Source organism: Spirulina sp. CCY15215 (assembly GCF_016888125.1).
Classification (GTDB): domain Bacteria; phylum Cyanobacteriota; class Cyanobacteriia; order Cyanobacteriales; family Spirulinaceae; genus CCY15215.
Window position 1 is genome coordinate 1 of the sequence record NZ_JACSWA010000611.1, and the last position, 12,617, is coordinate 12,617.

Annotated in this window: 24 protein-coding genes and 2 pseudogenes; 6 read left to right on the forward strand and 20 right to left on the reverse strand. The window is 41.3% G+C overall.

All coding sequences use genetic code 11. The features are described 5' to 3' along the window. Positions 1-29 precede the first annotated feature (29 nt). The 7 genes and pseudogenes from JUI58_RS27180 to JUI58_RS24925 form a co-directional block, all read right to left on the reverse strand. Positions 30-158, reverse strand: coding sequence for a hypothetical protein (locus JUI58_RS27180; RefSeq protein ID WP_275414395.1), 129 nt, complete (start codon positions 156-158; stop codon positions 30-32). 185 nt (positions 159-343) lie between these two features. Next, positions 344-676: a XisI protein gene (locus JUI58_RS24900; RefSeq protein ID WP_204106556.1), complete on the reverse strand. Its 333-nt coding sequence runs from the start codon at positions 674-676 to the stop codon at positions 344-346. Continuing rightward, positions 661-1,080 carry a XisH family protein gene (locus JUI58_RS24905; RefSeq protein ID WP_204106557.1) on the reverse strand — a complete coding sequence of 140 codons (420 nt, stop codon included), beginning with the start codon at positions 1,078-1,080 and terminating at the stop codon, positions 661-663. The genes JUI58_RS24900 and JUI58_RS24905 overlap by 16 nt, the downstream gene beginning before the upstream one ends. A gap of 181 nt (positions 1,081-1,261) precedes the next feature. After that, the gene (locus tag JUI58_RS24910; RefSeq protein ID WP_204106558.1) at positions 1,262-1,447 is read right to left on the reverse strand and encodes a hypothetical protein; all 186 of its coding nucleotides are present in this window, start codon (positions 1,445-1,447) and stop codon (positions 1,262-1,264) included. Continuing rightward, the gene (locus JUI58_RS24915) at positions 1,444-1,788 is read right to left on the reverse strand and encodes a hypothetical protein (protein ID WP_204106559.1); all 345 of its coding nucleotides are present in this window, start codon (positions 1,786-1,788) and stop codon (positions 1,444-1,446) included. Before JUI58_RS24915 ends, JUI58_RS24910 begins: the two co-directional genes overlap by 4 nt. Before the next feature lie 133 nt (positions 1,789-1,921). Continuing rightward, a pseudogene (locus JUI58_RS24920) lies at positions 1,922-2,206 on the reverse strand (type II toxin-antitoxin system RelE/ParE family toxin); the annotation flags it as partial. Positions 2,207-2,215: 9 nt separating this feature from the next. Continuing rightward, positions 2,216-2,401, reverse strand: a complete 186-nt coding sequence (locus JUI58_RS24925; RefSeq protein ID WP_204106561.1) for a hypothetical protein — start codon at positions 2,399-2,401, stop codon at positions 2,216-2,218. 69 nt (positions 2,402-2,470) lie between these two features. Between JUI58_RS24925 and JUI58_RS24930 the strand changes: the two genes are divergently transcribed. After that, positions 2,471-2,731: a type II toxin-antitoxin system ParD family antitoxin gene (locus tag JUI58_RS24930; protein ID WP_204106562.1), complete on the forward strand. Its 261-nt coding sequence runs from the start codon at positions 2,471-2,473 to the stop codon at positions 2,729-2,731. Between the two features lie 138 nt (positions 2,732-2,869). Here the strand turns inward: JUI58_RS24930 and JUI58_RS24935 are convergent, their stop codons facing one another. The 3 genes from JUI58_RS24935 to JUI58_RS24945 all read right to left on the reverse strand — a co-directional run bounded on the left by JUI58_RS24935 (position 2,870) and on the right by JUI58_RS24945 (position 4,866). Then, complete coding sequence (locus JUI58_RS24935; RefSeq protein ID WP_204106563.1) at positions 2,870-3,766, reverse strand: NAD(+) kinase; 897 nt, start codon at positions 3,764-3,766, stop codon at positions 2,870-2,872. Between the two features lie 58 nt (positions 3,767-3,824). Next, positions 3,825-4,325, reverse strand: coding sequence for a DUF3122 domain-containing protein (locus JUI58_RS24940; RefSeq protein WP_204106564.1), 501 nt, complete (start codon positions 4,323-4,325; stop codon positions 3,825-3,827). A gap of 175 nt (positions 4,326-4,500) precedes the next feature. Continuing rightward, on the reverse strand, positions 4,501-4,866 hold the full coding sequence (locus tag JUI58_RS24945) for a metalloregulator ArsR/SmtB family transcription factor (protein WP_348539971.1): 366 nt from the start codon (positions 4,864-4,866) through the stop codon (positions 4,501-4,503). 81 nt (positions 4,867-4,947) lie between these two features. Between JUI58_RS24945 and JUI58_RS24950 the strand changes: the two genes are divergently transcribed. Continuing rightward, entirely contained in the window at positions 4,948-5,088 is a 141-nt protein-coding gene (locus JUI58_RS24950) for a hypothetical protein (protein WP_204106566.1), read from the forward strand. A 7-nt stretch (positions 5,089-5,095) separates the two neighbouring features. Here the strand turns inward: JUI58_RS24950 and radA are convergent, their stop codons facing one another. Further along, positions 5,096-6,622: a DNA repair protein RadA gene (gene radA / locus JUI58_RS24955; protein WP_204106567.1), complete on the reverse strand. Its 1,527-nt coding sequence runs from the start codon at positions 6,620-6,622 to the stop codon at positions 5,096-5,098. A 263-nt stretch (positions 6,623-6,885) separates the two neighbouring features. Here radA and rpaB point away from each other — a divergent pair, with 263 nt between their 5' ends. After that, positions 6,886-7,617 carry a response regulator transcription factor RpaB gene (gene rpaB / locus JUI58_RS24960; protein ID WP_204106568.1) on the forward strand — a complete coding sequence of 244 codons (732 nt, stop codon included), beginning with the start codon at positions 6,886-6,888 and terminating at the stop codon, positions 7,615-7,617. Positions 7,618-7,646: 29 nt separating this feature from the next. Here the strand turns inward: rpaB and JUI58_RS24965 are convergent, their stop codons facing one another. From JUI58_RS24965 to JUI58_RS24975, 3 genes are read right to left on the reverse strand one after another with little or no spacing between them, the layout of a single operon-like run. Continuing rightward, the gene (locus JUI58_RS24965) at positions 7,647-7,790 is read right to left on the reverse strand and encodes a hypothetical protein (RefSeq protein ID WP_204106569.1); all 144 of its coding nucleotides are present in this window, start codon (positions 7,788-7,790) and stop codon (positions 7,647-7,649) included. Between the two features lie 6 nt (positions 7,791-7,796). Beyond that, on the reverse strand, positions 7,797-8,129 hold the full coding sequence (locus tag JUI58_RS24970; RefSeq protein ID WP_204106570.1) for a XisI protein: 333 nt from the start codon (positions 8,127-8,129) through the stop codon (positions 7,797-7,799). Positions 8,130-8,137: 8 nt separating this feature from the next. Continuing rightward, entirely contained in the window at positions 8,138-8,386 is a 249-nt protein-coding gene (locus JUI58_RS24975) for a hypothetical protein (protein WP_204106571.1), read from the reverse strand. On the opposite strand from JUI58_RS24975, the gene JUI58_RS24980 reads away from it, so the two are divergent. Then, positions 8,385-8,525, forward strand: coding sequence for a hypothetical protein (locus JUI58_RS24980; protein ID WP_204106572.1), 141 nt, complete (start codon positions 8,385-8,387; stop codon positions 8,523-8,525). The two genes, JUI58_RS24975 and JUI58_RS24980, sit on opposite strands and share 2 nt — an antisense overlap. Positions 8,526-8,552: 27 nt before the next feature. On the opposite strand, the pseudogene JUI58_RS24985 reads toward JUI58_RS24980, so the two are convergent. Together JUI58_RS24985 and JUI58_RS24990 are read right to left on the reverse strand one after the other, a co-directional pair. After that, a pseudogene (locus JUI58_RS24985) lies at positions 8,553-8,881 on the reverse strand (type II toxin-antitoxin system RelE/ParE family toxin). After that, positions 8,856-9,155, reverse strand: a complete 300-nt coding sequence (locus JUI58_RS24990) for a type II toxin-antitoxin system Phd/YefM family antitoxin (RefSeq protein WP_204106574.1) — start codon at positions 9,153-9,155, stop codon at positions 8,856-8,858. Before JUI58_RS24990 ends, JUI58_RS24985 begins: the two are co-directional and overlap by 26 nt. Before the next feature lie 73 nt (positions 9,156-9,228). Here JUI58_RS24990 and JUI58_RS24995 point away from each other — a divergent pair, with 73 nt between their 5' ends. Further along, positions 9,229-9,435, forward strand: a complete 207-nt coding sequence (locus JUI58_RS24995) for a hypothetical protein (RefSeq protein ID WP_204106575.1) — start codon at positions 9,229-9,231, stop codon at positions 9,433-9,435. Between the two features lie 4 nt (positions 9,436-9,439). On the opposite strand, the gene JUI58_RS25000 is transcribed toward JUI58_RS24995, so the two are convergent. Then, entirely contained in the window at positions 9,440-9,781 is a 342-nt protein-coding gene (locus JUI58_RS25000) for a type II toxin-antitoxin system PemK/MazF family toxin (protein ID WP_204106576.1), read from the reverse strand. Further along, positions 9,781-10,026, reverse strand: a complete 246-nt coding sequence (locus tag JUI58_RS25005; protein ID WP_204106577.1) for a hypothetical protein — start codon at positions 10,024-10,026, stop codon at positions 9,781-9,783. Before JUI58_RS25005 ends, JUI58_RS25000 begins: the two co-directional genes overlap by 1 nt. 94 nt (positions 10,027-10,120) lie before the next feature. On the opposite strand from JUI58_RS25005, the gene JUI58_RS25010 reads away from it, so the two are divergent. Beyond that, complete coding sequence (locus JUI58_RS25010) at positions 10,121-10,258, forward strand: hypothetical protein (RefSeq protein ID WP_204106578.1); 138 nt, start codon at positions 10,121-10,123, stop codon at positions 10,256-10,258. 67 nt (positions 10,259-10,325) lie between these two features. On the opposite strand, the gene JUI58_RS25015 is transcribed toward JUI58_RS25010, so the two are convergent. Further along, positions 10,326-10,862, reverse strand: a complete 537-nt coding sequence (locus tag JUI58_RS25015; protein ID WP_204106579.1) for a hypothetical protein — start codon at positions 10,860-10,862, stop codon at positions 10,326-10,328. A gap of 103 nt (positions 10,863-10,965) precedes the next feature. After that, positions 10,966-12,617: CARDB domain-containing protein (locus JUI58_RS25020; RefSeq protein ID WP_204106580.1), on the reverse strand; the 1,652-nt coding region annotated here is incomplete at its 5' end.

Genomic DNA, 12,617 nt, shown 5'->3' on the forward strand with positions numbered 1-12,617 from the left:
CCTTAAAGGAGTCAGTAGCGGCGCTTTGACTACGCCTGTAAGAGTCCATTATTGGACTGCTTCCGAATCCCCGTCTCTTTAGAGCGGGGAGGGTCAAAAGGTTTTCCACCACAAATCTCTGATGTAATTGTAATATGTTCTGCAACTACTGCTGTCATTGATGTAATATCCCGAAACTTCAAGCTGGTGACTTTATTCAGGTTAGCCGATCTCGTTGCGATTTAGCAATCCGTTAGGCGATCGCTTTTCTTTTGTTCATTGAAAAAGGCGATACGGCTCTGCCACACTTGCGTGATCGCGCTTTTTATGGCAGAGAGAAACAGACGCGATCGCTTTTCCCAAGTTATGCGATCGCAAACTCAGTTAACTTTCGATCTTCAGGATGATAAAAAGCGAGAACAATATCTTCTTTGGGAACACCGCGATCGAGTAAATCTTGAGTAATTCCCTCCTCCGTCTCATCTCGTTCTAACCAAAATTTTCCCTCGACAACTCGCAGATGTAAAATTGTACTGTGAACTCGGCGATCGCCATTCCAGCCAAAACTAATGAGCAAATAACTATTACCATCAGCGATCGCCTGTAACTCAATATTCCCTAAACTGGGTTTGTAACGAGCATAATCATTAACGATCTCTCTGGCAATGGTTTGATATTGTTCTAATTGACGATCCATTTAATAATCTCCTCCTGTTCTGGATTGAAAACAAAGAAAGAAATCTCGCGTTCTTTGACAAATACTTGAATTGATGGACGTTGAAAAAAATTATTATAAATTCGTTCGGGAATTGCTAAATAAAGAGCGCGATCGGGTTCTTGTTTAGCAATAAATGTTAAATAAAGATAATATTGACCGATAGCTCGTTCTAGCTCTGTCACAGGTGAGGGACTGCTAAATACTTTGACTTCAACCGCAATTTTGAGCTTAGATTTTTGAGCAGCAATAATTTTTTCAGCACCGAGATCGGCATAAACTGTCAGATCTTCAAACTCAATTGTCAACGGATCGTGAGTTATTGTCCAACCATCTTTAACAAGAGCCACTCTAACAACATTATGGTAGAGATCGAGTCGTGGCATACAAAAATAATTATCAAGTGCATCTGAATTTCAGTATAGCTCTATTTGCTCTTGCGATCGCACTTCCATTTCCCCCAGTGCGATCGCTTTTCTTTTATTGCTTGAAAAGAGCGATATGACTCTGCCATGCTTGTGCGATCGCGTTTTTGGTAAAATAAAGGGAGAAATGCGATCGCATTGTTTATTGAGAATTAGTAATAGCTTGTTTCAATCGGATCAAACGTTTTTGCCGATTCTCATTTTCTAACTGCATGGTAATATTTTCTAGTTCTAATGTTGCTGCTTCTAGAACCAAACAACTGCGACGCAAATTTGCTATTAATCTTTTAGTCGTTTCAGGATTGGGAATAGAGAATTGCGCGGTCATGGTAAATTCCACTCCGTTTTTACTTCTTGAATGCTGCGCTCCATCGCGGGAATTTCCACTTGGATGCGTTCAATGGATTGATTAACTAAGTTTAGCATATCTGCTGAGATGAGAGGCTGAGACTCAGCAATGCGTAACTGAAAATTAGATAATCGGGAAAACCAAGGTGCATCCCTCTCCGCCACATTTTTTAGTTCATCTAACAATGGAAGTATCTCATTAGTTTCTCCAAATCGTTCAAACAATACCAATTCTGCTGATGTTGCAGCATCAACAATTTCTAATAATTGGCGCTTCAAATTCCATATTGTTTCTGCAAGCTCATCGGGGAATTTTGCCATGTTTTTTTGTTTGAGATTATTTTAACCTAAATTAGCACAAGTCATGTGATCGCTGTCCTCTTGATTTTCTGGTAATTCTTGGAGTGGTGCGATCGCATTTTTTATGGCAGAGAGAAACCGACGCGATCGCCATCTAATTATTCAATTCGGTTTGCTCTAATTGCCTTTTGCCATGAATGACAGTAATAATTGTTACAATATCATCTTCACAGCGATAGATAATTCGATAATTATCAGCTAACTTTTCTCGGACTAAAGGATTGTTAAGTTCGGGAACAATGCGACCGGAAAGTGGAAATTGATGCAAATTTCGGGTAATGTCAATAATTTTTTGTACGATAGCAGCAGCATATACCGTAGAGTCACGGGCAATATACACTGCGATCGCTTCTACATCATCCAATGCCTTTTGAGACCAGTTTCCAGTTTACTGAAGCCATTTACTCAATTTTTTTTCGACTTCTGCTTGAGATATTGTCCCTTCGGTTTCTACTGACTTCAATCCTTTACTAACTTTAGCAAGAACATAAAGGTGATATTGAATTTCTTCAAAAGAACAATGATCGGGAAGTCGTTCAAGTAGAGAACGGACAGTTTCTTTCGTTGTTGTCATAACATAACTATACTAAGAACGATTTATTTCATTTTAGCAATAGACAAAACCCTAAATAATAGAGATGCCATGAAAACGATGAACGTCTCCCTTCCCGAGACAATGCGGGGCTATATAGAAGAACAAGTTAAAATGGGAGGTTACGGAAGTGTCAGCGAATATATCCGCGATCTCATTCGTCAAGACCAGAAACGAAAAGCGAAAGAACATCTCGAAACCCTTCTATTGGAAGGATTAGACTCTGGATCTGCAACACCAATGAGCGATCGCGACTGGACAGAAATTCGTCAAGCCGTTCGCGATCGCCTCAAAACCACCAATTCATTCTAACCAAAATTTTCCCTCGACAACTCGCAGATGTAAAATTGTACTGTGAACTCGGCGATCGCACTTCCATTTCCCCCAGTGCGATCGCGAAGCGTTCGTTTACGAGAATCGCTTTTCTATTGTTGAAACCTTACTCGACAGTCAAATCCGTGTTCCTGCCCATTGTAATTTCTCTCGTAAAGTTTGATAAAAAGAGTGTGTTTCTCGCAAAATAATAAACTTAGCGTAACAGTCCGCCATGCGAATGCAAATGTGCTGTTCTGGAAGAATAGAAGTCGCTAAAACCCCATCCATCCAGAGTTTTGTTGTTAATTCCGCATCTCCCGACTGCCAAATATTAACAACTGCCTTGGGAGGCAAAACAATGGGACGAATAGATAAACTAAGAGGACATATCGGAGTTACCGCTAGTGCTTCCATACCCGCGTGCAGGATCGGACCATTTGCAGAAGCATTGTAACAAGTGGATCCCGTCGGCGTTGAAACCAGTAAACCGTCACCGTGATAGCGATCGACGATTTCCCCATCTACTTCCATCTCTAACAAACAAGTCGGCATCCGATCCACACTGGCGGGTTTAATGCCCATTTCATTCAAACAGAGAAAGTGATCGCTGACAATTTCTGGGTTAATGCGATCGCCCTTCCAGAGATAACTTTGTAACATCATGCGCCTTTGCACCGCATAGAGATCCCCTAATAAACGCTGCCAAAGGCGATCGGTGTCCTCGAATTCTTCAAAAGGTTCCGTCAGAAAGCCCAAATGACCCCCCACATTCACCGCGAGGATGGGAATGCCTTTCGGGGCGAGATGACGCGCTGCAGCCAAAGCTGTCCCATCTCCCCCCAACACCAAAGCCAAATCGATCGACTGCATGGCAGAAGCGAGGAAGACGGGGTAAGGATTGTCATGAATGCCGCTAGGTCCGATGAGAACTTTGCATTGAAACTGTTCGAGTTCCTTGGCGCATTTTTTCGCCCATTGTTTACTCTCAATATTATTTGCTTTGTAAACAATGAGGACTTGTTGCAGTTGCATAATTGGAAGGTGGTGAGTGACATGGACTCTTTAGCGATCGCCACAAATATGCTCTAGATTATTGCACAATTAAATGCCACTCCAATACAACTTCGGCAGGTATTCTTAAAGCGATCGCGCTTTTATCCTTCATTTGCAAGAGGAGTTGCACTGATGCGACTTGAGGTAATTGGGGTAACACTGCTTGGAAATCAAACTCCCCGACATTATCTGCGGGAGATTCTGTGGCAAAAAAGTCCTCAGCAAGCAAAACTTTTCCCGTAGAAGTAAATACTTTCAGGGGTTGGGGATGGGCAAAGTTAGTAATATCGGGAAATCCTACCAAACGCAAATGGATGCTATTTTCCCCATTATCTTTTTCTCGTTTAAATAACACGACTTGCCAAGGTTCATCAATCTCGTCTCGCAAAGTATGGCGAGATTGATAGAGCATTTGTCCTGGAGCTTCTTCCATTTGGTAAACGGCTGCTGTCGCATTAGAGGCGATCGCGCCCCAACTGAAGATTAACAACCCGAAAAGAAGGCTTAAAATTAGCGATCGCTGGAAAAATTGACGCATTGTTTTTAAACGATTTGTTGTTGATGATTTATGGGCTATATTATCCAAGAAGCCGCAGCCTGGTACTTGAAGTTAACCGATCGCATCTTTGGTACTCCCACGATCGCCACCTAAAACCACAATATTTCTGAAATATTTCTACTTTGGGGACGTTGCTAGCAATGTTCCCTCACCATCATTTTACAATGGTACTAAGGGCTTTTAACTGATGCAGGCGATCGGCTTGTTCCTGTATTCGATCGGTGAGGCGATCGCAAACCAATTCGCAAAGATCGAAAATCATCGGATCGCTAATCTCATAATAAACGCTAACACCGACGGGTTTGCGGGTCAAAATACCAGCTTGTGTTAAAATCTTCAAATGTTTAGAAAGATTCGCTTGTCCCAATCCTGTTTCTTCCGAAAGTTGAGTAACATTCATCTCTCCCAATTTTAAACTGTTCAAAATTTGTAAGCGACTGACTTCGGAGAGCATTTTAAAATAATCAGCAACGGGAGCAAGGGCAGCCGCAGAGTTTTTATGGTTTAGACTTTTAGTCACAGTTCCCATTGTCTTTATCTATTTAACTAACTAACAATATAACATTTTATTGAAATAAAAGCCTTTGGGGGTGACAAGGAAATGCGATCGCAGATATTAGGTTTTTTTGCGCTCCTGAATGCGATCGCATTTCCGGGATGGGATGAGAAATGCGATCGCACCACAGAAAAAGAAGAGATTATACAAAGTGATAGGGCGATCGCAAAAATTAAAGTTCTCTAATATTTTTTCAGTCTTCCGAAAATTCCTCCTCATCTTCTCCGTCAGGATCGGGCATACTGCCAAAGCGAGGTTGAGGAGGAATTGCCGCCACGATCGCATCTATCACCTTATTCACCGGAATAATATCCAAGCCCAGATCGTCAGCATAAGCCTGTCCTTTCGGCACGATCGCCCGCTTAAAACCCAATTTTGCCGCCTCCTTCAACCGCAATTCCATTTGCGACACTAACCGCACCTGTCCCCCCAAACCCACCTCTCCAATTAATACCGTGCGGCGATCGACAATGCGATCGCGGAAACTGGCTACCACGGCGATCGCAATACCCAAATCTACCGCTGGTTCCGCCACCACTAACCCCCCAGCCGAAGCCACATAAGCATCCAATTTCGACAAAGGTACCCCGACTCGCTTTTCCAAAACTGCCAAAATTTGTTGCAGGCGACTATAATCCACTCCCGTAGTTGATCGCCGAGGTGAGGTATAACTGGTGGGACTCACTAAAGCCTGTAGCTCTAACAATATCGGTCGCGTTCCCTCACAAGCCACCACCGTCGCCGTACCCGGTGCCGATTCCTCCCGATTGCCTAAAAATAACTCCGAGGGGTTCGCCACTTCCTGTAAACCGTGTTCCACCATCTCAAAAATACCAATTTCGTGAGTTGCCCCGAAACGATTCTTCACCGATCGCAATAAGCGATGAGAGGCATAGCGATCGCCTTCAAAATACAACACCGTATCCACCAAATGTTCCAAAACCCTCGGACCCGCGATCGCCCCTTCCTTGGTGACGTGACCGACAATTAACAAAGTAATATTCTCCCTTTTCGCCACCTGCATTAATGCCGACGTACACTCCCGCACCTGTGCCACAGAACCAGGCGCAGAAGAGAGAGAAGCAAAATAAAGAGTTTGAATACTATCAATAACAGCCGCAGAAGGCCTAAGTGATTCTAGCTCTCTAATAATCTCCTCTAAATCCGTCTCTGGTAAAACATAAAGGTTTTCCTCCGCCGAACTTAATTGAGGTTTTTGCCCATGACCGTTAGACTCGATCTGTTCAGTTTCGGGGATATCTGCCATGCCCACTCCTAATCGAGATGCCCGCAGTTTAACCTGTTGTCCCGACTCCTCAGCACTCACATAAAGAATAATCCGTTCTTGGGCTAATTGATGGGCGGTTTGCAGCAGAAGTGTTGATTTGCCAATCCCCGGATCTCCCCCGATTAAAATTAACGCCCCCGGTACCAGACCCCCTCCCAAAACGCGATCGAACTCCCCATAACCCGTAGGGAATCGCATTTTCCCCGCATCAGAAATCTCTGAAAATCGCTTTGATGATCGCGGTTCCGAGACTCCTTTTTTGCTTCCAGGATGCGCTGAAGACTGCCATCCCGTTCTTTTATTGGTATTTCCCGACGGTATGACTTGTTCCTCGAGAGAACCATAAATGCTGCAATTGGGACATTTTCCCAACCATTGAGGTGAGTCCGCACCACATTCGTTACAAACATAAATTGTTTTCGCCTTGGCCATGGCAAATAGAATTTCGGAGTTTATATCACCATTTAACCGTACTGGGATTTTCTGCAATCAAATTTGAAAAATAAAACAAATCTTAATACTTAAGCAAACCTTAAAAACTCCCTCAATCAATGGTAGAATCGAGAACTTCTAGGCTGAAATCTGCCAATAGGAGATATTCTATAAAGACAAGTTAGGCGAAAAATAGCACCTGTCGCACTAAGTCTTAACTCTTAAATAAACTCAATTCGCGATTTAGAAGGAGTCCTAATTCCTTGGAAACTCATAAAGAAAAAATTCTTGTTGTTGATGACGAAGCCAGCATTCGTCGTATTTTAGAAACGCGCCTCTCTATGATTGGCTACGATGTCGTCACGGCTGCGGATGGGGAAGAGGCGATCGAAACCTTTCGCAATACTGAACCCGATTTAGTGGTTTTGGATGTTATGATGCCCAAACTTGACGGGTATGGGGTTTGTCAGGAGTTACGCAAGGAATCGGATATTCCCATCATCATGCTAACGGCTTTGGGGGATGTAGCCGATCGCATTACTGGCTTAGAATTGGGTGCAGATGATTATGTAGTCAAACCCTTTTCTCCCAAGGAGTTAGAAGCGAGAATTCGTTCTGTCCTGCGACGAGTGGATAAAAATGGCGTTTCTGGAATCCCCAGTTCCGGTGTCATTCAAGTCGGTTCAATTCGCATCGATACCAATAAAAGACAAGTTTACAAGGGAGACGAACGCATCCGCTTAACGGGGATGGAGTTTAGTTTATTAGAATTGTTGGTCAGTCGTTCCGGGGAAGCCTTCTCGCGATCGGAGATTTTGCAGGAGGTTTGGGGTTATACCCCCGAACGTCATGTGGATACGCGGGTCGTGGACGTGCATATCTCGCGCTTGCGGGCTAAATTAGAGGATGATCCCAGCAATCCGGAATTGATTCTCACTGCACGAGGAACAGGGTATTTATTCCAACGCATTCTCGAACCAGGAGAAGAGTTTTGATGTTCTCTGATACTTCTTGTCCCCAACAATCAACTTTTGTACTCCTGAATGCGTTGTTGAAAACCATCATCGGGATCGACTTGTTCTCGTTTTTTTAAAATGACTTCGGCTTCTTCTTGAGAAACTTTTCCAAGTTTTTCGAGGAGTTCTGTGAATTTTTTCTGTTTTCTCATAAGAACTTAAGCGATCGCAAACCCGGTAAATTGACGCACGTAAGGCGCTCTAAATCCCAAAACAATATCGGTTTTAGGAACACCCAATTCTATTAACTGATTGGCTAATCCTTCTTCTGTGAAATCGCGCTGAATCCAAATCTTTCCCTCTTTAATATCAATGTGAATTGGACATCCATACATTCGTTCTTCATCATGCCATCCCACATTCAATAATAGATAGCGATCGCGATCGCGATCGAAAACAATTTCTGTAGTTTCCTTGTCTTCTTCAGATTGTTCACCAGCGTGTTGATTGATAACTTTTTCAACCAAATCGCGATAATTTAATCCTTCCATAATGTTTGTTATGCAGCTTTTTCAGAATGAAATCTCTGTTCAAATCGTTCGTATTCATCTTCGAGAAGCCAGAGTTTTGCTTCTTTATAAGTCGAACTAGACAAGATAACTTTATATTTTTCAGCCGGATCGTAAATTTGTGTTTCTCCAGACTTGTTGCTCAATAATATTAAAACGTAGGGAGGAGAAGCAGTTGGATCGATCCATAGTTCTGTGAAGTCCCAGTTATCGGCTAGGTTTTGTTCGAGGGATGACATGATATTTATCTCCTTTAATTTTTATTTCGCCATAGTAGAATCGAGAGTAAGCGAACGGTTAATTCCACTCATTTTAACTGGCGATCGCAAAACATTTTCTTCTCCTATTATTTTGCCAAAAACGCGATCGCCTTTCTAGGGATTTAGAGAGGCGATCGATATTAATTTATAACTCCTCTTCCCAATCTTCAGTCGTTAGAGGTGCTTGTTTGCTGTGACGAACGTGAATGATATAAACTGTATCGTCTCGAATTACAAATAAAATCCGGTACGCATTTTTTCGTTTGCCATAGAGCAGTTGTCGTACTTCTTCCGGAAAGACCTCATTTTCAATTGCGAAAGAACATCTTTGCGGTTTTTCTTGGAGTGTTGCTAGTTTGTTCATTAATCCCCGAAACCAACGATCGGCTGTGTTGGCATTCCGTTTTTTAGCCATTCGTAAGCCATTTCAATCTCAATTTCTGCCTTTCTAGCAATCCGAACTTGAAATACCATGTTTTTGCTGCATTTCTTGTTGAAAGTCTTCTAAGGAGCGAGTTCGTCCGGCATTAACGTCTTCTAATCCTTCTTTAATGCCTGTAATTGCTTCTAGGTATTCCATCATATCTAGCAGCTTTTGATAAGAAACTGCATCTTGAACGATTAATTCTGCTTTACCGTTCACGGTTAATACAATTGGATTTCCTGTTTGTTTCATCTGTTCGATAAATTCAGATGTATTGCGTTTGAAGTTAGATAGAGATTGAATATCGCGACTCAGGTTGAGCATGATGGGGATTGCATTAAATTTACACTCAATTTAATGTTACCACATTTGGGTTAAAGCGATCGCTTTTCTGAAAATGCTGGCGTTCATCCGCGATCGCGCTTGGCATCATTGTACTCTCCGCTACTCTATCCCAATGATGACCAATTTTTCAGGAAAGGCGCGATCGCATTCTTTCAGAAACCAAAAAAGCGATTCTCGTTCCGAGACACTTCGTGAACGCATTTTCGGGTCAAAGAAACGCGATCGCTCGGGTTGGGGAGGTGCGATCGCTTTCGAGTGAGAAGTTACAGTCCCATGAGAATACGCAATCTATCTTCGACTTCTGCAAGAGTTTCTAATGATACCGTTCCCAAATAGCGATCGAGACGTTCTACAGAAATCGATCTAATATCTTCGGTCTTAATAAAACTTTTCATTTTTAATCCTCCCTCTGGAGGTAATACTTCAACATGAAAGGGAATGCCTTTCTCTTTTGAAGTCAGAGGTAAGACAATAACCAAACCCGATGCACCTTGATTAAACAAATCCACTGAGATGATAAGACAAGGACGATTTCCCGCTTGTTCGCGTCCTCTTGTGGGATTCAAATTAGCTAACCATATTTGTCCCCTTGCTAAATCGGTCATTATTCTTCCAGTCCATCAGCGATCGCATTATCCCAGATTTGTCGTTCAGCAAGTTCTTCTTGCCAGAGTGTTTCATCGTTCCGCAAGGCTGTAAATGCTTGATTTGCTTCCATTAAAAACATTTGTCTGCGATAATTCTCGATCGCTTTTTCTAGAATAGTTGGAATTGTTTCTCCAGAAGACATTGATAGTTTTTCGAGGGTTTCTTGACTTTTGGGACTGATGATGATGGTTGGGTCGGTCATGGCTTAATTCTCAAATCTATCTCATTTCAGTATTGCAAACAAGATAGCAGCAAAACAAGGCTCTAATCAAATTTGGGCGATCGCATTTCTGCAAATGCTGGCGTTCATCCGCGATCGCACTCGGCATTATTGTACTCTCCGCTACTCTATCCCAATGATGACCAATTTTTCAGGAAAGGCGCGATCGCATTCTTTCAGAAACCAAAAAAGCGATCGCATTTCTGGGGATTGAGAAATGCGATCTATCGGATTGGGAGGTGCGATCTCTAAAACAATTATTGATTAACTCAAAAACTTGTTTAATATTTTTTGACTTCAACAAATTCGGATTTAGTACCATAGCTTTGTTCTCCAACTTGGTAAATAACTACTGCCTTGACCCAATCTTGTCCAGAGAATCCAGTTTTGTTGGTTAAGTGGAAAACAAGCTGGGAGTGTTCTAAAGGATTTAAGTTAACTGATGTAGGCTCAAATCTAAAAGATTGTAATCCCTCATCAGATTCATTAAAAATTTTAATATTTTCAATACCAATAATCTGACTATTTTCTAGGTGGTTTTCTAAATTAAGAAATACAGAGATAAAGCCAATATCTCGATTAGGTGTAGAAATCCCACCTTCAGGTGGATTAACCTCTTCTTTAGCTATCAACTGTGAAATTGTTACAAAAACCTTGTCTGAACCGATAGGAGATAATATATCTTGATCGCCTTTTATCCGAGCGTTTGTTGGAATCTGAGAATAATTATTCCAATTCATTTTAATTTGACCGTATACTAGAGGTGTTGAAATGAAAAATATTAAACCTATATTTGCTAGTAAGAGTTTATTAAGCATTTTTTCTCCAATTTACAGATATTGTAGAGGTTTGGGTATCTTGATAAATTGCTAAATTTAGAGATTGTTAACAAAAACTCAAGCATCAAGATACCCAATATTATCAGCTAGTTGTCCAAGTCCATTGATTAAAATTTTGAACTAATTCACTTATTGAAAGTTCTAAATGACCTGGTTTACTATTACTAGAATTCAATCCCCAAGGATTATAGATTTTGAACTTCTGAATTGATGAATTATATCCGACGAGGACGTAGCCATGATTGTTAACAACATTAGAGTTAACAGGAGATGACTTGCTACTCAAGTAAACCATCCGATCAGAATTGAAGGCATCAAGGATATTAGAAGCATCACTGATTGTCAAATTATCATACGTTGTATTAAACCCTGTGATATCTTCGATTGCTCCATCACCATAACCCCAACCAATCCCAGCATAGGAGTTTTGATCTCGATCTGCTTTATCGCTACTATTGGTTGGTCCTTGTAGCCAACCCGATTCATTAATCTGAGCATAGGCTTTCTCGGCTAGCATAACCCAAAGTTCATTCTGGACATTGCTATAATGACCCTTTGAAAAAGTTTTTGTGTAAGTTATATTCCCGACTGTAGTTTTTGTTGTGAAAGGATTGGACTGACCCGCATATATAAAACCTCCAGATTGCCAAGGATCAATTGAATTGATATGTACAGGTAGGTACTTATCAACCGTAACATAATCTGCTACACCATTGTTATAAAAACGAACAGTGAAAGTTTCATCTCCATTGTCGATGAACATACTTTGAATAGTGCTGGAAGAATGTAAAGCAGTATTAGCTAATCCTGCTAGATAGTAACAATCTCCAACCGATCCCTGATTGACATCAGTGTAAGAAATTCCATTTTGAAATAAAGAACCACTTGCTAGACGATAGTCGTAAGATGAATCAGTTAGAGTTGGACGATCCTTGCCAAGAAACCACTTATCGACCAATGTATTGAGATGCGTTGATGTGCTTCCTGCGTACAAATTCCCTAATGACACTCGAGAACTATTGCCTCCGGTATACCATTGGTTAGCCGGATCGCTATTAGCAACTTTATTACTGAGAATGCGAACATGATCATCTATATTGAGGTAGGAATAATTATTTACTAAGGTCCGTAAATCTGTTAATTCCGTTGCATCAACAGTATTCCCATCCTGTGTCCCTTCTTTGAAGAGACTAATCATGTCATTGCGATCTAGTTTACTGTCTGTAAATTTAGAACGAGCAAGGGAACGCAAACCACTATCTTTAATATTCAAATCGAACCAATCTTGACCTGAAGTAATATTAATGGCTGCATAAGCAACATTATTTAACTCATTACCTTCAAGAACGTAGTTATAGCCGTCAGCTTGGAACAAAATATACTTTGTTCCTGACAATCCAGAATCAAGGGTAAAGGTTAAATCTTTATAACTCGAACTTCCAGCAGCGAGACTCCCCACATAATCATTGCCTAAAAACTTGTCTCCAGAATCGAGATTTATATCATCGGACAAGTAATATTTCAAGTAACTATAGCCGGCTGTAGCATCACCAATATTTTTGACATAACTGGTGAGTTTAATGGTATCCCCGGCTTTTGCCAAACTCGGTGTTGATTGATTTTGGACGATTAAATCTGGTTTGGGGTCGATAATGTTAATTGCTTTATAAGCAACATTATTGGATTCATTGCTTTCCGAGACATAACCATAACCATCCGCTTGGAACAAAATAT